The sequence below is a fragment of the uncultured Psychroserpens sp. genome (genome assembly GCF_947494225.1).
Lineage (GTDB): Bacteria > Bacteroidota > Bacteroidia > Flavobacteriales > Flavobacteriaceae > Psychroserpens.
Map to the genome: position 1 here is coordinate 121,110 of NZ_CANLUG010000007.1, position 23,792 is coordinate 144,901.

35 protein-coding genes are annotated in these 23,792 nt (G+C 34.6%); 2 read left to right on the forward strand and 33 right to left on the reverse strand.

Annotated features, from left to right (window positions below; genetic code table 11):
- Positions 1-155: 155 nt before the first annotated feature.
- From carA to rpsL, 33 genes are all read right to left on the reverse strand, one after another.
- Entirely contained in the window at positions 156-1,259 is a 1,104-nt protein-coding gene (carA, locus tag Q0893_RS15500) for a glutamine-hydrolyzing carbamoyl-phosphate synthase small subunit (RefSeq protein ID WP_298903616.1), read from the reverse strand.
- A gap of 86 nt (positions 1,260-1,345) precedes the next feature.
- Positions 1,346-1,816: a 50S ribosomal protein L17 gene (gene rplQ, locus Q0893_RS15505; RefSeq protein WP_298903617.1), complete on the reverse strand. Its 471-nt coding sequence runs from the start codon at positions 1,814-1,816 to the stop codon at positions 1,346-1,348.
- 65 nt (positions 1,817-1,881) lie between these two features.
- Positions 1,882-2,874 (reverse strand): DNA-directed RNA polymerase subunit alpha, encoded by a 993-nt coding sequence (locus tag Q0893_RS15510; RefSeq protein ID WP_298903618.1) that lies wholly within the window; start codon positions 2,872-2,874, stop codon positions 1,882-1,884.
- 94 nt (positions 2,875-2,968) lie between these two features.
- Positions 2,969-3,574: a 30S ribosomal protein S4 gene (rpsD, locus tag Q0893_RS15515; protein ID WP_298903619.1), complete on the reverse strand. Its 606-nt coding sequence runs from the start codon at positions 3,572-3,574 to the stop codon at positions 2,969-2,971.
- Between the two features lie 170 nt (positions 3,575-3,744).
- The gene (gene rpsK / locus Q0893_RS15520; protein WP_298903620.1) at positions 3,745-4,128 is read right to left on the reverse strand and encodes a 30S ribosomal protein S11; all 384 of its coding nucleotides are present in this window, start codon (positions 4,126-4,128) and stop codon (positions 3,745-3,747) included.
- Positions 4,129-4,233: 105 nt separating this feature from the next.
- Positions 4,234-4,608 carry a 30S ribosomal protein S13 gene (gene rpsM / locus Q0893_RS15525; RefSeq protein WP_230936862.1) on the reverse strand — a complete coding sequence of 125 codons (375 nt, stop codon included), beginning with the start codon at positions 4,606-4,608 and terminating at the stop codon, positions 4,234-4,236.
- Between the two features lie 2 nt (positions 4,609-4,610).
- Positions 4,611-4,727 (reverse strand): type B 50S ribosomal protein L36, encoded by a 117-nt coding sequence (gene ykgO / locus Q0893_RS15530; protein ID WP_081990159.1) that lies wholly within the window; start codon positions 4,725-4,727, stop codon positions 4,611-4,613.
- 4 nt (positions 4,728-4,731) lie between these two features.
- Entirely contained in the window at positions 4,732-4,947 is a 216-nt protein-coding gene (gene infA / locus Q0893_RS15535) for a translation initiation factor IF-1 (RefSeq protein WP_026753784.1), read from the reverse strand.
- Positions 4,948-5,033: 86 nt separating this feature from the next.
- Positions 5,034-6,386 carry a preprotein translocase subunit SecY gene (secY, locus tag Q0893_RS15540; protein WP_298903621.1) on the reverse strand — a complete coding sequence of 451 codons (1,353 nt, stop codon included), beginning with the start codon at positions 6,384-6,386 and terminating at the stop codon, positions 5,034-5,036.
- Between the two features lie 12 nt (positions 6,387-6,398).
- Positions 6,399-6,851: a 50S ribosomal protein L15 gene (gene rplO, locus Q0893_RS15545; protein WP_298903622.1), complete on the reverse strand. Its 453-nt coding sequence runs from the start codon at positions 6,849-6,851 to the stop codon at positions 6,399-6,401.
- 9 nt (positions 6,852-6,860) lie between these two features.
- Positions 6,861-7,043: a 50S ribosomal protein L30 gene (gene rpmD, locus Q0893_RS15550; RefSeq protein ID WP_298903623.1), complete on the reverse strand. Its 183-nt coding sequence runs from the start codon at positions 7,041-7,043 to the stop codon at positions 6,861-6,863.
- 11 nt (positions 7,044-7,054) lie between these two features.
- Positions 7,055-7,579, reverse strand: a complete 525-nt coding sequence (rpsE, locus tag Q0893_RS15555; RefSeq protein WP_298903624.1) for a 30S ribosomal protein S5 — start codon at positions 7,577-7,579, stop codon at positions 7,055-7,057.
- 6 nt (positions 7,580-7,585) lie between these two features.
- On the reverse strand, positions 7,586-7,942 hold the full coding sequence (rplR, locus tag Q0893_RS15560; RefSeq protein ID WP_298903625.1) for a 50S ribosomal protein L18: 357 nt from the start codon (positions 7,940-7,942) through the stop codon (positions 7,586-7,588).
- A gap of 10 nt (positions 7,943-7,952) precedes the next feature.
- Positions 7,953-8,495 carry a 50S ribosomal protein L6 gene (gene rplF, locus Q0893_RS15565; RefSeq protein ID WP_298903626.1) on the reverse strand — a complete coding sequence of 181 codons (543 nt, stop codon included), beginning with the start codon at positions 8,493-8,495 and terminating at the stop codon, positions 7,953-7,955.
- A gap of 18 nt (positions 8,496-8,513) precedes the next feature.
- Positions 8,514-8,912, reverse strand: coding sequence for a 30S ribosomal protein S8 (gene rpsH, locus Q0893_RS15570; RefSeq protein ID WP_298903627.1), 399 nt, complete (start codon positions 8,910-8,912; stop codon positions 8,514-8,516).
- 92 nt (positions 8,913-9,004) lie between these two features.
- Entirely contained in the window at positions 9,005-9,274 is a 270-nt protein-coding gene (rpsN, locus tag Q0893_RS15575; protein WP_299277340.1) for a 30S ribosomal protein S14, read from the reverse strand.
- A gap of 3 nt (positions 9,275-9,277) precedes the next feature.
- Complete coding sequence (gene rplE / locus Q0893_RS15580; RefSeq protein WP_298903628.1) at positions 9,278-9,829, reverse strand: 50S ribosomal protein L5; 552 nt, start codon at positions 9,827-9,829, stop codon at positions 9,278-9,280.
- Between the two features lie 2 nt (positions 9,830-9,831).
- Positions 9,832-10,143 (reverse strand): 50S ribosomal protein L24, encoded by a 312-nt coding sequence (rplX, locus tag Q0893_RS15585; protein WP_230936853.1) that lies wholly within the window; start codon positions 10,141-10,143, stop codon positions 9,832-9,834.
- Between the two features lie 11 nt (positions 10,144-10,154).
- Complete coding sequence (gene rplN / locus Q0893_RS15590) at positions 10,155-10,523, reverse strand: 50S ribosomal protein L14 (protein WP_028871112.1); 369 nt, start codon at positions 10,521-10,523, stop codon at positions 10,155-10,157.
- Positions 10,524-10,525: 2 nt separating this feature from the next.
- Positions 10,526-10,783 (reverse strand): 30S ribosomal protein S17, encoded by a 258-nt coding sequence (rpsQ, locus tag Q0893_RS15595; RefSeq protein ID WP_087491761.1) that lies wholly within the window; start codon positions 10,781-10,783, stop codon positions 10,526-10,528.
- Between the two features lie 18 nt (positions 10,784-10,801).
- On the reverse strand, positions 10,802-10,993 hold the full coding sequence (gene rpmC / locus Q0893_RS15600; protein WP_040278737.1) for a 50S ribosomal protein L29: 192 nt from the start codon (positions 10,991-10,993) through the stop codon (positions 10,802-10,804).
- Between the two features lie 13 nt (positions 10,994-11,006).
- Positions 11,007-11,426 carry a 50S ribosomal protein L16 gene (rplP, locus tag Q0893_RS15605; RefSeq protein WP_298903630.1) on the reverse strand — a complete coding sequence of 140 codons (420 nt, stop codon included), beginning with the start codon at positions 11,424-11,426 and terminating at the stop codon, positions 11,007-11,009.
- Positions 11,427-11,448: 22 nt separating this feature from the next.
- The gene (gene rpsC / locus Q0893_RS15610; RefSeq protein WP_298903631.1) at positions 11,449-12,168 is read right to left on the reverse strand and encodes a 30S ribosomal protein S3; all 720 of its coding nucleotides are present in this window, start codon (positions 12,166-12,168) and stop codon (positions 11,449-11,451) included.
- Positions 12,169-12,176: 8 nt separating this feature from the next.
- Positions 12,177-12,584: a 50S ribosomal protein L22 gene (rplV, locus tag Q0893_RS15615; protein ID WP_298903632.1), complete on the reverse strand. Its 408-nt coding sequence runs from the start codon at positions 12,582-12,584 to the stop codon at positions 12,177-12,179.
- 6 nt (positions 12,585-12,590) lie between these two features.
- Entirely contained in the window at positions 12,591-12,869 is a 279-nt protein-coding gene (gene rpsS / locus Q0893_RS15620; protein ID WP_298760247.1) for a 30S ribosomal protein S19, read from the reverse strand.
- A 10-nt stretch (positions 12,870-12,879) separates the two neighbouring features.
- On the reverse strand, positions 12,880-13,707 hold the full coding sequence (rplB, locus tag Q0893_RS15625; RefSeq protein WP_298903633.1) for a 50S ribosomal protein L2: 828 nt from the start codon (positions 13,705-13,707) through the stop codon (positions 12,880-12,882).
- Positions 13,708-13,717: 10 nt separating this feature from the next.
- Positions 13,718-14,008 (reverse strand): 50S ribosomal protein L23, encoded by a 291-nt coding sequence (gene rplW, locus Q0893_RS15630; protein WP_204346315.1) that lies wholly within the window; start codon positions 14,006-14,008, stop codon positions 13,718-13,720.
- Between the two features lie 7 nt (positions 14,009-14,015).
- Positions 14,016-14,645: a 50S ribosomal protein L4 gene (gene rplD, locus Q0893_RS15635; protein ID WP_298903634.1), complete on the reverse strand. Its 630-nt coding sequence runs from the start codon at positions 14,643-14,645 to the stop codon at positions 14,016-14,018.
- A complete protein-coding gene (rplC, locus tag Q0893_RS15640) occupies positions 14,645-15,262 on the reverse strand; it encodes a 50S ribosomal protein L3 (protein WP_298903635.1) in 618 nt (205 codons plus the stop codon). The genes rplD and rplC overlap by 1 nt, the downstream gene beginning before the upstream one ends.
- Before the next feature lie 137 nt (positions 15,263-15,399).
- Positions 15,400-15,705, reverse strand: a complete 306-nt coding sequence (rpsJ, locus tag Q0893_RS15645) for a 30S ribosomal protein S10 (RefSeq protein WP_007650482.1) — start codon at positions 15,703-15,705, stop codon at positions 15,400-15,402.
- Positions 15,706-15,717: 12 nt separating this feature from the next.
- Positions 15,718-17,844, reverse strand: coding sequence for an elongation factor G (gene fusA, locus Q0893_RS15650; RefSeq protein ID WP_298903636.1), 2,127 nt, complete (start codon positions 17,842-17,844; stop codon positions 15,718-15,720).
- A gap of 8 nt (positions 17,845-17,852) precedes the next feature.
- Complete coding sequence (gene rpsG / locus Q0893_RS15655; RefSeq protein ID WP_298903637.1) at positions 17,853-18,329, reverse strand: 30S ribosomal protein S7; 477 nt, start codon at positions 18,327-18,329, stop codon at positions 17,853-17,855.
- Positions 18,330-18,351: 22 nt separating this feature from the next.
- Positions 18,352-18,726 carry a 30S ribosomal protein S12 gene (gene rpsL / locus Q0893_RS15660; protein WP_008269190.1) on the reverse strand — a complete coding sequence of 125 codons (375 nt, stop codon included), beginning with the start codon at positions 18,724-18,726 and terminating at the stop codon, positions 18,352-18,354.
- A gap of 172 nt (positions 18,727-18,898) precedes the next feature.
- On the opposite strand from rpsL, the gene Q0893_RS15665 reads away from it, so the two are divergent.
- A complete protein-coding gene (locus tag Q0893_RS15665; protein ID WP_299277356.1) occupies positions 18,899-20,584 on the forward strand; it encodes a BamA/TamA family outer membrane protein in 1,686 nt (561 codons plus the stop codon).
- A gap of 106 nt (positions 20,585-20,690) precedes the next feature.
- On the forward strand, positions 20,691-23,780 hold the full coding sequence (locus tag Q0893_RS15670; RefSeq protein WP_298903639.1) for a SusC/RagA family TonB-linked outer membrane protein: 3,090 nt from the start codon (positions 20,691-20,693) through the stop codon (positions 23,778-23,780).
- The last annotated feature ends 12 nt before the right edge of the window (positions 23,781-23,792 follow it).

Consider the following 23,792-nt stretch of genomic DNA (forward strand, 5'->3'; position numbering starts at 1 on the left):
ATCTAATTTATGTTGTTGTTATTTTAAGTTTCAAATTTACGAAATTGTTGGTCTAATAGCTGCTTATATAAAGCAGATTTACATTATATCTCAACGATAATGTTTTCGTAAAACAAGATTGGCAACGAAATTTAAAATTCATTGCCAATTCTGCATTAGTTGTTTTTTATGTTTTCAATAAAGGTATCAAACAAATATGTTGAATCATTTGGCCCAGGGCTGGCTTCTGGGTGGTATTGTACCGAAAAACAATTCTTATTTTTCATTTTGATTCCGGCAACAGTATGATCATTAAGATGTACGTGTGTAATTTCTATATCGGGATGCTTTTCAGTTTCTTCTCGATTAATAGCAAATCCATGATTTTGCGATGTAATTTCGCCTTTAGTAGTTACAAGATTCTTTACAGGATGGTTAATTCCTCTATGTCCATTATGCATTTTATAAGTTGAAATTCCATTAGCTAGAGCAATCACTTGATGTCCCAGACAAATACCAAATAGTGGTAAATCTCTGCTTATAATTTCTTTGGCAACAGCCTGAGCTTCTACCAACGGTTCTGGATCTCCTGGTCCATTTGATAAGAAGTAACCGTCGGGTTGAAACGCTTCTAGGTCTTCAAACTTAGAATTATAAGGAAACACTTTAATGTAAGCATCTCGCTTGGCTAAGTTTCGTAATATATTCTTTTTAATACCAATGTCTAATGCAGCAATTTTATAGGTAGCATTTTCGTCTCCAAAGTAATACGGTTCCTTTGTAGATACTTGAGATGCCAACTCTAAACCTTCCATACTTGGAACTTGAGCTAGTTGTTTTTTCAATCCGTCAATATCATCCACCTCTGTAGAGATTACCGCATTCATTGCTCCATGATCTCTTATATGACTCACCAAGGCTCTAGTATCCACATCTGAAATAGCTAAGAGGTTATTATCATTTAAAAACTCTTCGAGCGACTTGTCGCCTGCTGGTCGAGAATATTCAAAACTGAAGTTTTTACATATGAGCCCAGCAATTTTAATAGAATCAGATTCTATTTCTTCAGATTGGGTTCCATAATTACCTATATGAGCATTAGTGGTTACCATTAACTGACCATAGTATGAAGGGTCAGTAAAAATTTCTTGGTATCCTGTTGTTCCTGTGTTGAAGCAAACTTCACCAAAGGCAGTTCCTTCTTTGCCTATTGATTTTCCATGAAAAATCGTTCCATCTGCAAGAAGGATTAAGGCTTTTTTACGTTTTTGGTATATCATTTTTTTAGAAAAGTTTTACAAAATTGCATAAAAAAAAGGATAATCTAAAATAGATTATCCTTTATATATTAAATGCTTATTAACATTTATTCTTCTTCGTTAGTTGCTTTCGTTTCAACTGGAGCCGCAGCTGGTTTAGAGCCTCCTCTTCTACTTCTTCTAGTAGTTTTCTTCTCTTTCTTACCAGCGTTGTAGATTTCGTTGTAATCTACTAACTCTATCATTGCCATATCAGCATTATCACCAAGTCTGTTTCCTAATTTGATGATTCTAGTATAACCACCTGGACGATCTCCTACTTTTACAGCTACATCTCTGAATAATTCAGTAACAGCATCTTTTTGTCTTAATCTAGACATAACGATACGTCTGTTATGAGTTGTATCTTCCTTTGATTTAGTAATCATTGGCTCAACAAATTGCTTTAACGCTTTTGCTTTAGCAACAGTAGTGTTGATGCGTTTATGTTCGATTAACGAACATGCCATATTAGCTAACATTGCTTTTCTATGAGCAGTTTGCCTTCCTAAATGGTTAAATTTCTTTCCGTGTCTCATGACTTTCTATTTATCATCTTGCTTCCAAACTCATTTTCAGAGGAGCAAAATATGATTATTATAATTTAATCTTTATCTAATTTGTATTTTGCTAAATCCATTCCGAAGTTAAGACCTTTAACATTTACAAGCTCTTCAAGCTCTGTTAAAGATTTCTTACCAAAGTTACGGAACTTCATTAAGTCATTTTTATTGAATGATACTAAGTCTCCTAAAGTATCTACCTCTGCAGCCTTTAAACAGTTTAGTGCACGAACCGATAAGTCCATATCAACTAATTTAGTTTTAAGCAACTGTCTCATGTGAAGTGATTCTTCATCATAAGTTTCAGTTTGAGCAATTTCATCAGCTTCAAGAGTGATACGCTCATCAGAGAATAACATGAAGTGGTGAATTAAAATCTTAGCAGCCTCAGTTAACGCATCTTTTGGATGAATAGACCCATCTGTAATGATTTCAAAAACTAATTTTTCGTAATCGGTTTTTTGCTCAACACGGAAGTTTTCAATGCTATATTTAACATTTTTTATTGGTGTATAAATTGAATCTGTAAAGATGGTTCCAATTGGTGCAGAAGCCTTTTTATTTTCTTCAGCAGGAACATAACCTCTTCCTTTTTCAATTGTAATTTCCATGTTAATATTAACTTTAGGATCTAAGTTACAGATCACTAAGTCTTTATTTAATACTTGGAATCCAGAGATGAATTTTTGAAAATCACCTGCTGTAATTTGATTTTGTCCAGAGATAGAAATTGAAACAGATTCATTATCAACCTCGTCAATTTGACGTTTGAAGTTAACTTGTTTTAAGTTCAAAATCATTTCTGTAACGTCTTCTACCACACCTGCAATAGTAGAGAATTCGTGGTCTACACCTTCAATTCTAACTGATGTAATAGCGAAGCCTTCTAAAGAAGATAATAAAACTCTTCTTAAAGCATTACCTACTGTTAGTCCATAACCTGGTTCTAAAGGTCTAAATTCGAATTTACCTTCAAACTCAGTAGAATCAATCATGATTACTTTGTCGGGCTTCTGAAAATTTAATATTGCCATGTATTCTTCGTTTTAATTGTTATTCAGTTGCGCGGTTTAGAGGTTTGAAGAAGGCCAATAAACCCTTTGGCTAAATACCAATATGATTAATTTATTATTTAGAGTATAATTCGACGATGTATTGTTCGTTGATATTTTCTGGAATTTGAATTCTTTCAGGAACAGAAACATAAGTTCCTTGTTTTGTATCATTATTCCAAGTAATCCACTCATATACATTACTAGAATTAGCTAATGAATTTTGAATAGATTCTAACGATTTAGATTTTTCTCTAACCGCAACAACATCACCAGCTTTTAATTGGTAAGATGGAATGTTTACGATACCTCCGTTAACAGTGATATGTCTGTGAGATACTAATTGTCTAGCTCCACTACGAGATGGAGACAATCCCATTCTGTATGCAACATTATCTAAACGAGATTCACACAATTGAAGTAAAACTTCACCTGTAATACCTTGAGCAGCAGTTGCTTTTTTGAACATGTTTCTGAATTGCTTTTCTAAGATACCATAAGTGTACTTAGCTTTTTGCTTTTCCATTAATTGGATAGCGTATTCAGATTTTTTTCCACGACGCTTATTAGCACCATGTTGACCTGGAGGATAGTTTCTTTTTTCGAAAGCTTTATCATCTCCAAATATAGCTTCGCCAAATTTTCGAGCTATTTTAGTTTTAGGACCAGTATATCTTGCCATTTTTAAATTTGTTTTGAGAGTGTTTGTGAATTAAGGTCTTAATCTTATCCTTCGACAACCGTTGATCTCTCGTTGATACTTGTTTGTTATTTTTCAGTTTGCAAATTTACATATAAAAAATGAATATCAACCATTAAAAACAGTTGATATTCATTTAGTATGTATATAAATTATACTCTTCTTCTTTTTGGAGGTCTACATCCATTGTGTGGTAATGGAGTAACATCGATAATTTCTGTTACTTCAATTCCAGAATTGTGGATAGATCTAATAGCAGATTCTCTACCATTTCCAGGACCTTTTACGTAAACTTTAACTTTCTTAAGTCCAGCTTCTTTAGCAACTCCAGCAGCGTCTTCTGCAGCTAATTGAGCAGCGTAAGGGGTGTTCTTCTTAGAACCTCTAAATCCCATTTTACCAGCTGATGACCATGAAATTACGTCACCTTTTTTGTTTGTTAAAGAGATGATGATGTTGTTAAAAGATGCAGCTACATGCGCTTCACCTACAGCATCTACAATGACTTTACGTTTTTTTGTACTTGACTTTGCCATATTTTTCAGTTTCTAGTTGTTAGTTTTTTTGTTTTTAGAATCCTAAACATTACTATTTCAAACAGATTCCTCTAACGGTTAAAACTAATGACTAATGTCTATTTATTATTTAGTTGCTTTTTTCTTGTTAGCAACAGTTTTTCTTCTACCTTTTCTAGTTCTAGAGTTGTTTTTTGTTCTCTGACCTCTTAATGGAAGTCCAGCTCTATGACGTATACCTCTGTAACATCCAATATCCATTAATCGCTTAATGTTTAATTGTGTTTCAGAACGTAATTCACCTTCAATGGTATAAGATCCAACAGCGTCACGGATTGCTCCAATTTGCTCATCTGTCCAATCTTGTACTTTGATGCTTTCGTCTACTTTAGCCGTTGCTAAAATTTCTTGTGCTCTACTTCTACCTACTCCGTAGATATAAGTTAAAGAGATTACTCCTCTTTTCTGTTTTGGTATGTCTACACCTGCAATTCTTGCCATAATTACCCTTGTCTTTGTTTGAATCTAGGATTCTTTTTGTTAATGACGTAAAGTCTACCTTTTCTGCGGACTAATTTACAGTCTGCGCTTCTTTTTTTAATGGATGCTCTTACCTTCATGGTTTTAGTATCTATAAGTTATGCGAGCCTTTGTTAAATCGTACGGGCTCATTTCTAATTTTACTTTATCTCCAGGTAACAACTTAATGTAATGCATACGCATTTTACCCGAAATGTGTGCTGTCACAATGTGACCGTTTTCTAGTTCAACTCGGAACATCGCATTTGACAATGCTTCTATGATTGATCCGTCTTGTTCTATTGCTGCTTGTTTTGCCATATTATATATTTTAGTGTTTAACCTTGGATTAGCAAATACCTTGCCTAAAATTTTTCCGAAGGTTACCCTCTAAATTAGTATTACATTTAAGCTACTGCTTTTCTGTTTTTACCTGTCTTCATCAAGCCATCATAATGTTTATTCAACAGATATGAATTCACTTGCTGCATTGTATCTATTGCAACTCCAACCATAATTAGTAGCGATGTGCCACCAAAGAATAATGCCCATCCACCTTGAACACCCATAATCTTTACAATAATTGCTGGGAACACAGCTATCAATGCTAAGAAAATAGAGCCCGGTAATGTAATTTGCGACATTACTTTATCTAAATATTCAGATGTTTCAGTTCCAGGTCTAATTCCTGGAATAAATCCACCACTTCTTTTTAAATCATCTGCCATCTTGTTCGTTGGAACTGTGATTGCAGTATAGAAATATGTAAAAATGATAATTAATAATGCAAATACAACATTATACCATAATCCAAAAGGATTACCAAACTCGGCTTGCATCCATTGTCCTACTTCACTAGAAGCTCCAAATGATTTTCCAATTAAACTTGGTACAAACATAATTGCTTGAGCAAAGATAATTGGCATTACACCTGATGCATTCAATTTTAATGGTAAAAATTGTCTATTACCAAACACATTTTTCTCGTAACCACCAGAAGCCGTTCTTCTTGCATATTGTACAGCAATCTTACGCACTGCCATAACTAACATTATCGATGCTAAAATGATTACAAACCAAACTACTAGTTCGATTAAGATCATCATTAATCCACCATTTCCACCACCATCTAATCTAGCTGATGCATTTTGTAAGAATGATTGAGGTAAAGTAGCGATAATACCCACCATAATTAATAATGAAATACCATTACCAATACCTTTATCTGTAATCTTCTCTCCTAACCACATAGCGAATATACAACCAGTTACCAAAATGATTACTGACGATATATAGAACGTTGGTCCTGTACCTAATAAGAATGCTGAAGAAGGAATACCAAATGCAGGTTGTAAACTAGCCAAATATCCAGGTGCTTGGAACAAGCAAATAATAATGGTTAACCAACGTGTAATTTGTGTAATCTTCTTTTGCCCACTTGCACCTTCTTTTTGAAGTTTCTGTAAATAAGGAATCGCAATTCCCATTAATTGTACAACAATAGAAGCTGAAATGTAAGGCATAATACCCAATGCAAAAACAGAAGCGTTTGCGAAGGCACCACCAGTAAACATATTAAGAATTCCTAATATCCCACCATCTGCACCATCTTGCAAACCTCCAAGTTGAGTTGCATCAATACCTGGTAAAACAACCTGAGCACCAAAACGGTAAACTAAAAGCAGACCAAGCGTAAGAATGATTCTGTCTTTTAACTCTGTTATTTTCCAAACATTTTTTAATGTATTTATAATTTTCATACTAAAGTGTTCTTATAAAGTTACAGCTTCTCCTCCTGCAGCTTCAATAGCAGCTTTTGCCGTCGCCGTAAATTTATGAGCAGTTACTGTTAATTTTGATTTTAATTCACCACGACCAAGAATTTTTACTAATTCATTCTTTCCCGCCAAACCTAGATCAACTAAAGTTTGAAAATCAACTGCATCCTTTATTTTCTTGTTATCTACTAACTCTTGTAACGTATCTAAGTTTACACCTTGATATTCTACACGATTAATATTTTTGAATCCAAATTTAGGAACTCGTCTTTGAAGAGGCATTTGACCACCTTCGAAACCTAATTTCTTAGAGTATCCAGAACGAGACTTCGCTCCTTTGTGACCACGTGTTGCCGTACCACCTTTTCCAGAACCTTGTCCTCGACCTACTCTTTTACCTTGATTCTTTACAGAACCTTCTGCTGGTTTTAAATTACTTAAGTTCATCTTATATTATTATTTTGTTTCTTCAACAGAAACTAAATGTGAAACTTTACTTACCATTCCAAGAATACTTGGAGACGCATCATGTACTTTGGTTTGACCAATTTTATTCAATCCAAGAGCTTCTAAAGTTCTCTTCTGATTTTGCGTACGATTTATTGCGCTTTTTACTTTTGTTACTTTAATCTTTGCCATCGTCCTATTGATTAACCGTTAAACACTTTTTCAAGTGAAATTCCTCTATCTCTAGCAATTGTATTTGCATCTCTTAATTGTAACAAAGCATCAAAAGTTGCTTTTACTACGTTATGAGGGTTAGAAGATCCTTGAGATTTTGATAATACGTCATGTATACCAACTGCTTCTAAAACTGTTCTCACAGCTCCACCAGCAATTACACCTGTACCAGGAGCAGCAGGAATGATATTTACTCTTGCTCCACCATATTTACCTTTTTGTTCGTGAGGTAAAGTTCCTTTGATAATAGGAATTCTTACTAAGTTCTTCTTAGCATCTTCAACAGCTTTTGCAATTGCAGTTGCTACATCTTTAGATTTCCCTAAACCGTGTCCTACAACTCCAGCTTCATCACCAACCACTACGATCGCCGAAAAACCGAAAGCTCTACCACCTTTTGTTACTTTAGTAACTCTTTGAACACCAACTAAACGATCTTTAAGATCAATTCCACTTGGTTTTACTAATTCTGCGTTTTTATATTTTTGATACATAGTGTCTTAGAATTTAAGTCCGCCTTCTCTTGCGCCTTCAGCTAATGATTTTACTCTTCCGTGATATTGGTATCCTCCTCTATCAAAAGAAATGGTATTGATACCTGCTTTGATTGCTTTCTCAGCTACAGCTTTACCTACTAAGGCAGCTATTTCTGTTTTAGTTCCTTTTTCAGAAGCTATTGCTTTATCTCTTGAAGATGATGCTGCTAAAGTTTTACCTGTAACATCATCAACAACTTGAGCATAAATTTCTTTATTACTTCTGTAAACAGCTAAACGCGGTCTTGCTTCTGTACCAGAAACTACCTTACGTATTCTGCTTTTTATTCTTAGTCTTCTTTCGTTCTTTGTTAATGCCATAACTAATTTTTTAAGCTGATTTACCTGCTTTTCTTCTTAATTCTTCACCAACAAACTTAACACCTTTTCCTTTGTAAGGTTCTGGCTTTCTAAATCCGCGAATTTTCGCAGCAACTTGTCCAACTAATTGTTTATCGTGAGATGTTAATTTAACTATTGGGTTTTTACCTTTTTCTGAAATGGTCTCAATTTTAACCTCTGGTGCTATATCTAAAACGATATTGTGAGAGAATCCTAAAGCCAAGTCTAATTTTTGACCTTGGTTAGATGCTCTGTAACCTACACCAACAAGTTCTAATTCTTTAGTCCATCCTTTAGAAACACCATCAATCATGTTGCTTACTAAAGATCTGTATAAACCGTGTTTAGATTTTTGTTCTTTGTTATCTGCTGAACGTGTTACAAGTACGTTTCCGTCTTCAACTTTAACTTCAACAGCGTCGTATGGTTGTGTTAATTCTCCTAATTTACCTTTTACAGTAATTACGTTGTCTTTAACTTCAACTGTAACTCCTTCTGGAATTGCTACTGGGTTATTTCCTATTCTTGACATTGCTCTTTCTGCTTTAAATTAGTAAACGTAACACAATAATTCACCACCAACATTTTCGCGCTGTGCTTGCTTACCTGTAATTACACCTTTAGATGTAGACACGATAGCAATACCTAAACCATTAAGGATTCTAGGCATTTCGTTTGCGCCAGCATATTGACGTAAACCTGGTGTACTGATTCTTTGAATTTTTTTGATAACCGATTCTTTAGTTTCCTTGTTGTACTTTAAGGCAATTTTAATTGTCCCTTGTACAGTTGAATCGTCAAATTTATAACTTAAAACATATCCTTGATCGAATAATATTTTAGTCATTTCTTTCTTTAAGTTTGATGCAGGAATTTCAACAACTCTATGGTTGGCCTTCACAGCATTTCTGATTCTTGTTAAGTAATCAGCAATTGGATCTGTATTCATTTATATTAATTTGCGGTAATGGTTTTCGACTTTCTGCCGAACCTAAAACCAATTTATAATTCTTGTTTATAATCGCGATAAAACGATTTGGTTTACCAAGATGCTTTTTTAACACCTGGAATCAAACCTTGGTTTGCCATTTCACGGAATGTTACACGTGAAATACCGAAAGTCCTCATGTACCCTTTTGGTCTTCCTGTTAGTTTACATCTGTTGTGCATTCTAATAGGAGAAGCATTTTTTGGTAACTTTTGTAATGCTTCGTAATCTCCAGCTTCTTTTAAAGCCTTACGTTTCTCAGCATATTTAGATACTGTTTTTGCTCTTTTTACCTCACGGGCTTTCATTGATTCTTTAGCCATATCTTAGTTCTTTTGAAATGGTAATCCCATTTCAGTTAATAACGATTTTGCTTCTTTATCTGTTTCTGCAGATGTTACGAAAGAAATATCCATACCAGAGATTTTATTGATTTTATCAATGTTTATTTCTGGAAAGATAATTTGTTCAACAACACCTAAGTTGTAGTTTCCTCTACCATCAAAACCTGTAGCTTTGATACCATTGAAATCTCTAACTCGTGGTAACGCAGAAGTTACTAAACGATCTAAAAACTCATACATTTGCTCTCCTCTCAAAGTTACTCTGGCACCAATTGGCATTCCTTTACGTAATTTGAAAGATGCAACATCCTTTTTAGACATTGTAGCAACAGCTTTTTGACCAGATATCATTGTTAACTCATCAATAGCATGATCAATTAATTTCTTATCGGCAACGGCAGCTCCCACACCTTTAGATATAACAATCTTCTTAAGTTTAGGAACTTGCATTACGTTTTTATATCCGAATTCTTCTGTAAGAGCAGAAACAACCTTGTCCTTGTACTCTTGTTTTAATCTTGGAATATAAGCCATAACTATATTACTTCATTTGATTTTGTTGAAAATCTTACTTTCTTGTCACCTTCCATTTTGTAACCTACTCTTGTTGTTTCTCCCTTTGAGGTTAACAACGATAGGTTAGACATATGAATTGGTGCTTCTTTTTCTACAATGCCACCTTGAGGATTTTGTGCACTTGGTTTTGTATGTTTCTTAACCATGTTCACGCCTTCTACGATGGCTTTGTTTTTATCCTTTAATACTTTAAGTACGTTACCTTCTGTACCTTTGTGGTCTCCAGCTATTACTTTTACAGTATCTCCTGATTTAATTTTAAACTTTGTCATTTTATTAGTCATTAAAGCACTTCTGGTGCTAATGAAACAATTTTCATGAATTGTCTATCACGAAGTTCTCTAGCTACAGGTCCAAAAACACGTGTTCCTCTCATTTCTCCTGTTGGATTTAAAAGTACACAAGCGTTATCGTCAAATCTAATATAAGATCCGTCTGGACGTCTAACTTCCTTTTTAGTACGAACAACTACTGCTGTTGACACTGCTCCTTTTTTAATGTTTCCATTAGGAGTAGCATCTTTAACTGAGACAACAATTTTATCTCCAATAGACGCGTATCTTCTTTTTGTACCACCTAGAACACGGATAGTTAATACTTCCTTTGCTCCTGTGTTATCAGCTACTTTTAATCTTGATTCTTGTTGTACCATAATTACTTCGCTCTTTCAATTATTTCTACTAATCTCCAACATTTAGATTTACTCATAGGTCGTGTTTCCATGATCTTTACAGTATCTCCAATGTTACAATCGTTTGTTTCGTCGTGAGCAACATATTTCTTTGTTTTCAAAACGAACTTTCCGTACATAGGGTGTTTTACTTTTTTAACTTCAGCAACAACAATTGATTTTTGCATCTTGTTGCTAGTAACAACACCTATACGCTCTTTTCTTAAATTTCTTTTTTCCATCTTTCAGCCAGAATACAATTATTGTATTTCTCTTTTAGTTAATTCTGTTGCAATTCTTGCTACTGAACGTCTTACGTTACGTAACTGAATTGGGTTATCTAATGGAGAGATTGCATGTGCCATTTTAAGGTCTGCATAACTCTTTTTAGTTTCACCAAGTTTCTCTTGTAACTCAGCTACTGATAATTCTTTAATTTCTGATTGTTTCATAATATCAAATAAATTATGCTTCGTAATCTCTAGCGATTAAAAACTTAGTTTTTACTGGTAATTTCTGTGCAGCTAAACGTAAAGCCTCCTTAGCAACGTCCATTGGTACTCCACCAACTTCGAAGATAATTCTTCCTGGTTTTACTACAGCTACCCAGTATTCTACAGCACCTTTACCTTTACCCATACGTACTTCTAATGGTTTCTTTGTAATTGGCTTGTCTGGAAATACTTTAATCCATAATTGACCTTCTCTTTTCATATAACGAGTTGCAGCAATACGCGCAGCTTCTATTTGACGAGATGTCAAGAAATTAGCATCTAAAGATTTTATTCCAAACATACCATTAGAAAGCATATGTCCTCTTCCGGTATTTCCTTTCATACGTCCTTTTTGGACTTTACGAAATTTTGTTCTTTTAGGTTGTAACATCTTATTACTTTTTCTTTAAAAATTACTTTCTACGACGAGATTTGTTGTTCCCACCGCGTCCTCCAGACTTGCCACCTTGCTTCTTAGACAAGCCAACTAATGGAGAAAGTTCTCTTTTTCCGTACACTTCACCTTTCATGATCCATACTTTAACACCTAATCTACCATAAGTAGTATGTGCTTCAACTAAAGCATAGTCAATATCAGCTCTAAATGTAGATAAAGGAATACGTCCTTCTTTATAGTGTTCTGAACGTGCCATTTCAGCACCGTTTAAACGACCACTAATCTGAATTTTTATTCCTTCAGCATTCATACGCATAGCAGCAGCAATAGCCATTTTAATTGCACGTCTGTAAGAAATACGATTTTCAATTTGACGAGCAACACTAGATGCTACTAAATATGAATCAAGTTCAGGTCTCTTAATTTCAAAGATGTTTAACTGAACTTCTTTTCCAGTAATTTTCTTAAGCTCTTCTTTTAACTTGTCTACCTCTTGTCCACCTTTACCGATAATAATACCAGGTCTAGCAGTAGTGATAGTAACGGTTACAAGTTTAAGCGTACGCTCAATGATAACTCTAGATACACTAGCTTTCGATAAACGAGCATGGATATACTTTCTGATTTTATCATCTTCAGCAAGTTTATCACCATAATCATTTCCACCATACCAGTTAGATTCCCATCCTCTGATAATTCCTAAACGATTTCCGATTGGATTTGTCTTTTGTCCCATATCTCTATTTAAGCTTGTGTGTTATTTTTAGCTCCAATCACTACTGTTACGTGATTAGATCTTTTTCTAATTCTGTGAGCACGACCTTGAGGTGCTGGACGTAATCTCTTTAACATAGATCCTCCATCTACTCTAATCTCTTGCACAAATAAATCTGCTTCTTCCATGTCTGCATCTTCATTTTTTGCTTGCCAGTTAGCAATTGCTGATAACAACAATTTCTCTAATCGACGAGATGCTTCTTTTGAACTAAATCTTAAGATTTGTAGTGCTTTCTCTGCTTCTTTTCCTCTTACCAAGTCTGCAACTAAACGCATTTTTCTTGGTGAAGTAGGGCAGTTATTCAACTTTGCAAATGCAACGTTTTTTCTGCCTTCCTTAATAGCGTCTGCCATTTGTTTTTTACGACTTCCCATAGCTTACTATTTTTTTCCTTTATTTTTTGCACCTGCGTGACCTCTAAAAGATCGTGTTGGTGAAAATTCTCCTAATTTATGACCTACCATGTTTTCTGTTACGTAAACTGGTACAAATTGACGACCGTTGTGAACTGCAATAGTTTGACCAACAAAATCTGGAGAAATCATTGAGGCTCTTGACCACGTTTTGATAACTGTTTTTTTGTTAGCTGCTACATTAGCTTCTACTTTTTTAGCCAATTTATAGTGGATGTAAGGTCCTTTTTTTAATGAACGTGCCATATTATTTCAATTATTTCTTTCTACGTTCTACAATATACTTATTACTCGCTTTCGTCTTAGAACGTGTTCTATAACCTTTAGCTGGAATACCATTTCTTGATCTAGGGTGTCCTCCGGAAGATTTACCTTCACCACCACCCATTGGGTGATCAACTGGATTCATTACTACTGGTCTTACTCTTGGTCTTCTACCTAACCATCTTGTTCTACCTGCTTTACCAGATACAGTTAATTGATGATCAGAGTTAGAAATAACTCCAATTGTAGCCATACATTCTGAAAGAATCATTCTTGTCTCACCAGAAGGTAATTTTACTGTTGCAAACTTACCGTCTCTTGCCATTAATTGAGCAAACGCTCCAGCACTTCTTGCCATTACAGCCCCTTGTCCAGGACGTAACTCAATACAAGAAATAATTGTACCTAATGGAATTTGACTTAATGGCATAGCATTACCAATTTCTGGCGCTACTCCTTCTCTACCAGACACTACATTTTGCCCAACTTGTAAACCATTTTGAGCAATGATGTAACGCTTCTCACCATCTTGATAATTCAATAATGCGATAAACGCTGTTCTGTTTGGATCATATTCGATAGACTTAACTTCACCAGGAACACCTGTTTTGTTACGTTTAAAATCGATAATACGATACTTTCTCTTATGACCTCCACCAATTTGGCGCATGGTCATTTTTCCTTGACTGTTTCTACCACCAGATCTTTTGTTCGGAACGAGTAAACTCTTTTCCGGCTTATCAGTAGTTATGGCGTCAAATCCATTTACTACTCTAAATCGCTGAGCTGATGTGATTGGTTTTAATTTTCTTACTGACATTGTTGTCTAATTACATGTTAGTGTATAAATCAATTACTTCACCTTCCGCCAGTTGTACAATTGCCTTTTTAACAGCATTTGTTTTACCATGTTGAATACCTGTTTTTGTATAACGAGTACTACGATCTGGACGGACATTTATAGTACGAACTTTTTCAACAGAGACACCATAAGCAGCTTCTACTGCTTTTTTGATTTCTACCTTGTTCGCCTTGGTGTTCACTTGAAATGTAAAGCAGTTATTCAACTCACTATTAGTTGTTGCTTTTTCAGTGATGATAGGTTTAATTAAGATACTCATTGTCTTCTTATTTACTTAAATTCGATTCAATTCCTTCTAAAGAACTCTCTAAAAGAACTAATTTATTTGCGTTTAAAATTTTGTAAGTGCTTAATTCTGAGTTCATTACAACTTCAGAGCCTTTAAAATTTCGTGATGACAAATATACATTATTATTCGACGCACCCAACACAAACAGAGATTTTTTATCTTGTATGTCTAGTGCTTTTAATACAGCTGTAAAGTTTTTCGTCTTTGGCGCATCAAAATTGAAATCTTCCAAAACAACGATATCTTTATCATTTGCTTTCATTGTTAACGCTGATTTACGTGCTAAACGTTTCAGGTTTTTGTTCAGTTTAAAACTGTAGTTTCTAGGTCTTGGTCCGAACATACGTCCACCACCTTTAAATACACCAGATTTGATACTACCTGCTCTCGCAGTACCTGTACCTTTTTGTTTTTTAATCTTACGTGTACTTCCTGTAATTTCTGCTCTTTCTTTAGCCTTATGCGTTCCTTGACGTTGGTTAGCAAGATATTGCTTAACATCTAAGTATACTGCATGATTATTAGGCTCTATAGCAAACACATCTTTAGAAAGGTCTACCTTTCTACCTGTGTCTTTTCCGTTTATATCTAAAACTGCTACTTTCATTACTTCTGAATAATTACATAAGAGTTTTTGTGTCCTGGAACACATCCTTTAACTACAAGTAAGTTCTTTTCTGGAACTACTTTATATACTCTTAAATTTTCAACATTCACTCTTTCGCCACCCATTCTTCCGGCCATTTTCATTCCTTTGAATACTCTCGCAGGATATGAAGCAGCACCAATAGAACCAGGAGCTCTTAAACGGTTATGTTGACCATGCGTTGCTTGACCAACTCCAGCAAATCCATGGCGCTTAACAACACCTTGAAAACCTTTACCTTTTGATGTACCAGCAACATCAACATACTCACCTTCTATAAAGTGCTCTACTGTTATTGCATCACCTAATTTGTAATCTCCTTCAAATCCTTGAAATTCCGCGACTTTAACTTTAACAGAAGTACCGGCTTTTTTGGCATGGCCAATTTCAGCTTTAGTAGCACTTTTCTCAGTCTTGTCATCGAAACCAAGTTGAAGGGCATTGTACCCGTCGACCTCTTCGGTTCTGACTTGGGTAACGATACATGGTCCAGCTTCGATTACTGTACATGGAATATTCTTTCCATTTTCATCGAAAATGCTGGTCATACCGATTTTTCTTCCTATTAACCCAGACATAATTATTAATTTATTTATTATTAGTATTTATTAAAATTCAAGGCCGAAAATACATTCGACCTTGAATTGTATTTTTACCGTTTTTCCTTCGCACGCAGCTCCGGACATGTTCTTTCCACCATTGTGGAATAAGTTCATTACACTTTAATCTCTACTTCAACTCCACTTGGCAATTCAAGTTTCATTAAGGCATCAATTGTTTTAGAAGATGAAGAATAGATATCCAATAATCTCTTGTAAGATGATAATTGAAATTGTTCTCTTGACTTCTTGTTTACGTGTGGTGAACGTAATACAGTGAAAATCTTTTTGTGTGTTGGTAATGGAATTGGTCCAGTTACAACAGCACCAGTACTTTTTACTGTTTTTACAATCTTATCAGCAGACTTGTCAACTAAATTATGATCGTAAGACTTTAATTTTATTCTAATTTTCTGACTCATTTTCTTTTAGTTTTAAGCTTCTACGCCTTTAGCTGCTTTGATTACTTCTTCTGAAATGTTAGAAGGAGTTTCAGCATAATGTGAAAATTCCATTGTTGATGTTGCACGACCTGAAGATAATGTTCTTAATGTTGTAACATAACCGAACATTTCAGATAATGGCACAGTAGCTTTTACAGTTTTTGCACCAGCTCTATCTCCCATATCACTTACTTGACCACGACGACGGTTTAAGTCACCTACGATATCACCCATATTTTCTTCTGGAGTAATAACTTCAAGTTTCATGATTGGTTCCATGATTACTGCTTTAGCCGCTTTTGCTGAATTTTTAAATCCAAGTTTTGCTGCTAATTCGAACGATAATTGATCAGAATCCACATCATGGTAAGAACCATCAGTTAATGTTACTTTCATTGAATCAACTTCGTATCCTGCTAATGGTCCATTAACCATTGCCATTTTAAATCCTTTCTCAATAGATGGGATAAATTCTTTAGGAACATTACCACCTTTAATTAAAGACTCAAACTGTAATCCAACAGTTCCTTCATCTGCAGGTTCTAATGTAAATACAATATCGGCAAATTTACCACGTCCACCAGATTGCTTCTTATAAACCTCTCTGTGTTCTGCACGTTGTGTAATAGCTTCCTTGTACTCTACTTGAGGCTGTCCTTGGTTAACTTCAACCTTAAACTCACGCTTCAAACGATCTACAATAATATCTAAGTGAAGCTCACCCATTCCAGAAATAATTGTCTGTCCTGAAGCCTCATCTGTTCTAGCCGTAAATGTTGGATCTTCTTCAGATAATTTAGCCAAAGCCATACCTAATTTATCAACATCTGCTTTAGTCTTAGGCTCCACAGCAATACCAATTACTGGATCTGGGAAATCCATAGATTCTAAAACGATAGGATTTTTTTCATCAGACATAGTATCACCAGTCTTGATATCTTTAAATCCTACTGCTGCTCCAATATCTCCTGCTTCGATAAAATCGATAGCATTTTGTTTATTAGAGTGCATTTGGTAGATACGAGAGATACGCTCTTTCTTACCTGAACGATTGTTCAAGATATATGAACCAGCATCTAAACGACCTGAATATGCTCTAAAGAATGCTAAACGACCAACATAAGGATCTGTAGCAATCTTAAATGCTAAAGCCGCAAAAGGCTCTTTTACATCTGGCTTACGTAAAATCTCTTCACCTGAATTAGGATCTGTACCTATAATACCTTCTTTATCTGTTGGAGAAGGCAAGTAACGACACACAGCATCTAATAAGAACTGTACACCTTTATTTTTAAAAGCAGAACCACAAATCATAGGAATAATAGACATATCCATAACAGCAGCTCTAAGTGCAGCGTGCACTTCGTCTTCTGTAATAGAATCTTCATCTTCCATGAATTTTTCTAAAAGATTCTCATCATAACCCGCAACTTCTTCGATTAAAAGTGCACGATACTTACGAGCTTCTTCTTTCATATCTTCTGGAATGTCAATAACATCAAAAGTTGCCCCTTGAGTTTCATCATGCCATACGATAGCTCTATTTTTTACTAAATCAATGATACCTTTAAAATCTGCTTCATCACCAATGTTTAATACAATTGGCACTGCATTTGATTTTAACATATCTTTTACCTGCTGACAAACAGCAAGGAAATTAGATCCTTGACGGTCCATTTTGTTAACAAAACCAATTCTAGGAACTTTATAGTTATCAGCTAGTCTCCAGTTAGTTTCAGATTGTGGCTCAACACCATCAACTGCACTAAATAAGAATACTAAACCATCTAATACACGTAATGAACGATTCACCTCTACGGTAAAATCAACGTGACCAGGAGTATCAATAATATTGAAGTGGTATCCTTTTGTATCAGGAGTTGGTTGTCCATTCTCCATTGGGAAATTCCAAGTACAAGTTGTAGCAGCAGAAGTAATTGTAATACCTCTTTCTTGCTCTTGCTCCATCCAGTCCATTGTTGCAGCACCATCATGTACTTCACCAATTTTGTGAGAAACACCTGTATAATAAAGAATACGCTCTGTTGTAGTAGTTTTTCCTGCATCAATATGTGCAGCAATACCTATATTTCTTGTAAATTTTAAATCTCTTGCCATGTCGTTAATTAAAATCTAAAGTGAGAGAATGCCTTGTTTGCTTCTGCCATTTTATGAGTATCAACTCTCTTTTTAACAGCCGCTCCTTCTTCTTTAGCTGCTGCTAAAATTTCAGCTGCTAATTTTTGAGGCATAGATTTTTCATTTCTTTTTCTTGCGTATCCAATCAACCACTTCATTGCAGTTGAAACTTTACGGTCTGGACGAATTTGCATTGGAATTTGAAATGTAGCTCCACCAACTCTACGACTACGTACTTCTACGTGAGGCATAACGTTAGATAAAGCATCTTTCCAAGTCTCTAACGCTGTTTTTTCATCGTCAGTTTTCTTTGATTCTACGATATCAATTGCATCATAGAATACTTTAAAAGCGATAGACTTCTTTCCATCCCACATCATCATATTAACGAAACGAGTTACTAACTGGTCGTTAAATTTTGGATCTGGTAAAAGCGGTCTCTTTTTTGCTGCTCTTTTTCTCATGTCTTCTTCTTAAAGTTTTAAATTACTTCTTAGGGCGTTTTGCTCCATACTTAGATCTACGTTGTGTTCTACCTGCAACACCTGCTGTGTCTAAGGCACCACGAACGATGTGATATCTAACTCCTGGCAAATCTTTTACCCTTCCACCTCTAACTAATACTATCGAGTGCTCTTGTAAATTGTGTCCTTCACCGCCGATGTATGCATTAACCTCGTTTCCGTTTGTTAAACGAACCCTTGCTACCTTACGCATTGCTGAGTTTGGTTTCTTAGGCGTCGTCGTGTAAACACGAGTACACACACCACGTCTTTGTGGACACGAATCTAGAGCAGCCGATTTACTCTTCTTAGTTATTTTGGCTCTTCCTTTTCGTACTAATTGTGAAATTGTTGGCATATATTACTATATATTTTTTATTAAACCCTCTCCTTAGAGGGCTGCAAAGGTAGAAATAAATATCAATAATTCAAATCCACAACGATTAATTTTAGAAAGTTTCTTAATTTATTTTCATTCGTGGATATTTTTACTGATATATTTCCGTTAGATTTGAAGAATATTTCTATTGATGCTGAGAAAAATTAGTCCTTTATTATTACTCCTATATATATTATGGTCAACAAAATTGTGTGCTCAAAATTTATATTTAAGCTCAGTTGGCAACACCGAAAAAGAAACCAAAACCATTGATTCTTTAGGATATAAAAAAACCTTTAGTGATTATCTGTCTTTAGAAAGCGAAGTCAAACAACTTCAAAAAAAGCTAACACAAATAGGGTATATAGAAAACGAATTACTTCATTTAAAAAAGCAGAACGACTCCTCATATCTTGCCAGTTTCAGTTTAAAAACAAAATACAAAACGATTACCGTTTTTCATAACAACCTAGTAGATCCTGCCATTTTAAAACTTACAGATTTTTTAGATGAGAATGCGCTTGTTATTCCAATTGCAAATCTCGAAAGCACGTTACAAATGATTAATACGGAAATAGCCAATCGCGGCAATCCGTTTAGTTCCTTAATAATTAAGGATATAAAAAAGATTGATAAGTATACGCTGTCTGGAGAACTATCTGTTTCTGAACCTAAATCAAGAACTACAGATAAAATTATTATTAAAGGCTATGAAAAGTTTCCAAAATCCTTTCTTAACCGTTACTTGAAAATTAAAACAAATGAAGTTTTTAGTTTAGCAAACATAAAAGACAAAACGGCGGTCTTAAATGATTTGGTGTTTGCAAATCAAATTAAAGACCCTGAAGTGCTTTTTACTCAAGACTCTACCATATTATATATGTATATAGAAAAAGCTAGAAGTAATACATTTGATGGTTTTTTAGGTTTTGGAACCAATGAGTCCACCAATAAAATTGAATTTGATGGGTACCTCGATTTAAACCTTACTAATAATCTTAATTATGGAGAGTCTTTAAAACTTCTATATAAAAGTGACGAAAATGATCAACAAACGTTTGATTTAAAACTAACAACTCCTTATATATTTAATTCGCCAGTAGGACTGGATCTAAATCTAAATATTTTCAAAAGAGACTCCTCCTTCCTAACGGTAAGTCAAACAGCAAAAATAAATTATCAAATTAATAGTAAACATATAATTTCAGCAGGAATTCAATCGGTGACATCAACAGATTTATTAGACATTCCAACAGCATCAATTACCGATTATGACTCTAATCAATACCTTATTAATTATACATTTACTAAACGACAACATTACGATCGTTTATTCCCAATAAACTTCTTATTCGATGTATCTTCTAGTTTTGGAAATCGGTCTTACGAGACTTTTGACGAAGAGCAATCTAATTTTTATATTAATACGTTTAAGATTTTCAATCTTAACGATAAGAATAGTTTCTACGGAAGAATAAATGCCAATTACTTGGTATCAGATACTTATTTAGAAAATGAATTACCCAGATTTGGAGGTATTAATTCTATTCGTGGTTTTGAAGAAAATAGTCTCATTGCAAATTTATATGCCGTACTTAATACGGAATACAGATATAAGTTAAACTCTACCATTTATGTGCATTCTGTAATAGATGCTGCCTACTTCGAAAATCAGATTTCAAATCAAAAAGAAAAACTTTTCGGATTCGGATTCGGATTCGGATTACTCACCAAAGCAGGCTTGTTTCGATTTAACTATACTAGTGGAAAAACAGAGCAAAGAAAATTCAGATTATCGGACTCAAAAATTCATTTAAGTTTAACAACTCAATTCTAATTTGAATGAATTCTTAAAAAAAATCAAAATTTTCTCACGGATTGATTGTTTCTTTAGCTTTTTATTATGAAATTTGGGCTAGACCAATTTTAATCAAATCAACAATATGAAAATAACGCTTAGTAAAGTGCTGACGCTTTTATTGCTGTTAGCTGTGCAACTTACGTTAGCACAAGAAAAAACCATTTCCGGAACTGTCGTAGACAATACCGGTTTGCCAATTCCCGGAGTTAATGTTTTAATAAAGGGAACGACAACCGGAACACAAACAGACTTTGACGGAAATTATAATGTAAATGCCAATGTAGGAGCTATCTTGGTGTTTTCATACGTCGGTTTAAAAACTCAGGAAATCACAGTAGGTGATCCTAATGTCATTAATGTAACAATGTTAGAAGATGCTGAATCTTTAGACGAAGTTATTGTAACTGCTGTAGGTATTAAAAGAAAACCTGATGAAATTACCACAGCCTATGAAAATTTAAAAGCAGACGAGATTAACGCTGCCAACAACCCAGATGCCGTACAAGCTCTTGCTGGTAAAGTTTCTGGTTTACAAATTAACACCATCAATACTGGTGTGACGCCTAACACTCAAATACGATTAAGAGGTACAAAATCTTTATCTGGAGATAATGCGGCGCTTGTAGTAATTGACAATGTGATTTCATCGGCAACGATCTTTTCTAATTTAGATCCAGACATCATCGATAACGTCACAATATTAAAAGGACCTAATGGTGCAGCATTATACGGTTCTAGAGGTGGTAACGGTGTTATTGTTGTCACAACAAAAAAAGGAACTAAAGAAGGTGGAAAAGTAACCGTTGGTGTTAACTCATCAGTTACTTTTGAAGATATTGCTTTTTTACCTCAGCTTCAAGATCGTTACGGTAAAGGATATTGGGGAGAAATAGATGCTATTGATCAAGGATCTTGGGGACCAGAATATGATGGTTCTATTCAACCCGTAGGATTACCTTTCCCAACATTCACAGATTTTAGAGATGAAGTTTATGAATTTAAGAAAGAGAATATAAGACCATTCTTTGACACAGGTATTACGCTACAAAATACAGTTACTGTAAGTGGTGGTGATGCTGAAGGTTACTTCACTTTCTCTGGTAACAAAAGACAAACTGAAGGTATTATTCCTGATGATGAGTACGTAAAGGATTTCTTTAACCTTAATGCAGGTAAAACTTTTGGTAAATTATCAGTAAGTGGTATTGCTAGGTTTATTAAAGAAAGAACAGATGTTGTATCTGGCTATTCTGGTGGTACATTATATGGTAACTTATCACAATTACCTAGTGATGTTGATATTGAAACATTCAGCTCAGGTGATAATGGCGATCACTGGACAGCTTTTGGCGATAGTCCATACTGGATTCAAAATAATTCGAGACGATCTACAAGACAGTTTACAAGTGATTTAAGTGGTGAAATTTCTTATCAATTTAACGATAACATTAGTTCTTTAATCAGAGCCAATGCCGTTAATTCGAGTTATGACTTTACAGATTACACTAACGCTTATACCGCAACATTCACAATTACAGGTGATGGTAGAAATATACAATCGGCGTTACAATTACAAGGTGGTAGATCTAGTAGATTTTATGTGGATTTCATTAATAATTTCAACTACACCCTTACAGATGATATAGAAATGAAATCATTATTAGGTGTTAACTTTACTGAAAGAAAAACATACTTCTTAGATACTCAAGGTAATGATCTTACAATTCCTGGATTGTATACAGCGAGTAACATTTCAAGTGGTATTCAAATTACAGATAATAGAACAATCTCTAGGCAAAATGCAATATTTGCTAATATTGATTTAAGCTATAAAGATTTCTTATTCCTAAACTTAACAGGTAGAGGTGAATGGAACTCTGTATTAGAATCACCAACAGTAGATGATACATTCTTCTTCTATCCATCAATTGGTGCATCATTTATACCAACAAAAGCGTTCCCAGAAATTAAGAGCGATATTTTACATAGAGCAAAAGTTTCTGCTGGTTATGTAAGAGTTGGTAATGTTGGAGCATTAACACCGCATAGATTATTCGAAATAGGTGTTCAAGGTGCAGGATTCCCGTTTGCAGGTGGTGTTAACTCATTTTTAAGCCCAACTGGAACTGCCGTTGCAGGTATTAAACCAGAATTTGTTTCTACTTTTGAAACCAATCTTAATTTAGAGTTTTTAAATAGAGGTGGTAAACCAAGACTTACACTTGACGCTTCCGCTTCTTTTTATACTAATACCGATCAAATATTAAATACAGCAGTGTCTAGTTCTTCTGGTGCTACATCGTCTATCGTTAATATTGGTAAAACCGAAACAGATGCCTTTGAAATTGATTTAGGGTTTACACCTATCAAAACAGAAGACTTTGAATGGAATGGTAATATTGGATTTAGTACATCGAAAACAACGGTTGTAAAAGTTTCTGATGATTCTAATTCACTTCCAATATTTGCAGGAGGTTTACCAAATCTTTACGCAATTGAAGGTCAAGAATTTCCAGTAATTCAAGGTAGTGCTTACCAGAGAGATGATCAAGGACGTGTGATTGTAGATGCCAATGGTGTGCCTCAATCGGATCCTTTAAAAATTCTAGGAACTACAACTCCAGATTATATATTAAATTTCGCAACTGAATTTAAGTACAAAGGGTTTAGATTATCTGCTACAGCCGATTTCAGAACAGGTCATGTATTTTATTCTCCAATTTTTAATAACCTAACTGGTCAAGGTCGTTCATTTATTACTGCTGAAAATGGAAGAGGACATTTTATCTTTCCTAATTCAACAGTACAAGGAACAGGAACAGACAATACAACCGTATTAACTGGTCCTTCTTATGGTGGACCAACTCCATATGCACAGTACCAATCTTTTGTTCAAAGTGGTGATTTTACTGGTGTAGATGAAAATTTCATCTTAGATGCTACAGCGTTTAAACTTAGAGAAATTTCTATAGGATATACTGTACCTGCAAAGTATCTTGAAAAGACCTTTATTCAAGGTTTATCATTAGGAGTTAGTGGAAGAAACTTAGTAAATGTTTTACCTAGAGAAAACAGACGCTATAATGATCCAGAAATTGGACAAGGACTAGGAGGTTTTGGACAAACACCTCCAACAAAATTTTATGCTATGAATATTAACTTAACATTTTAAACACTGATAACT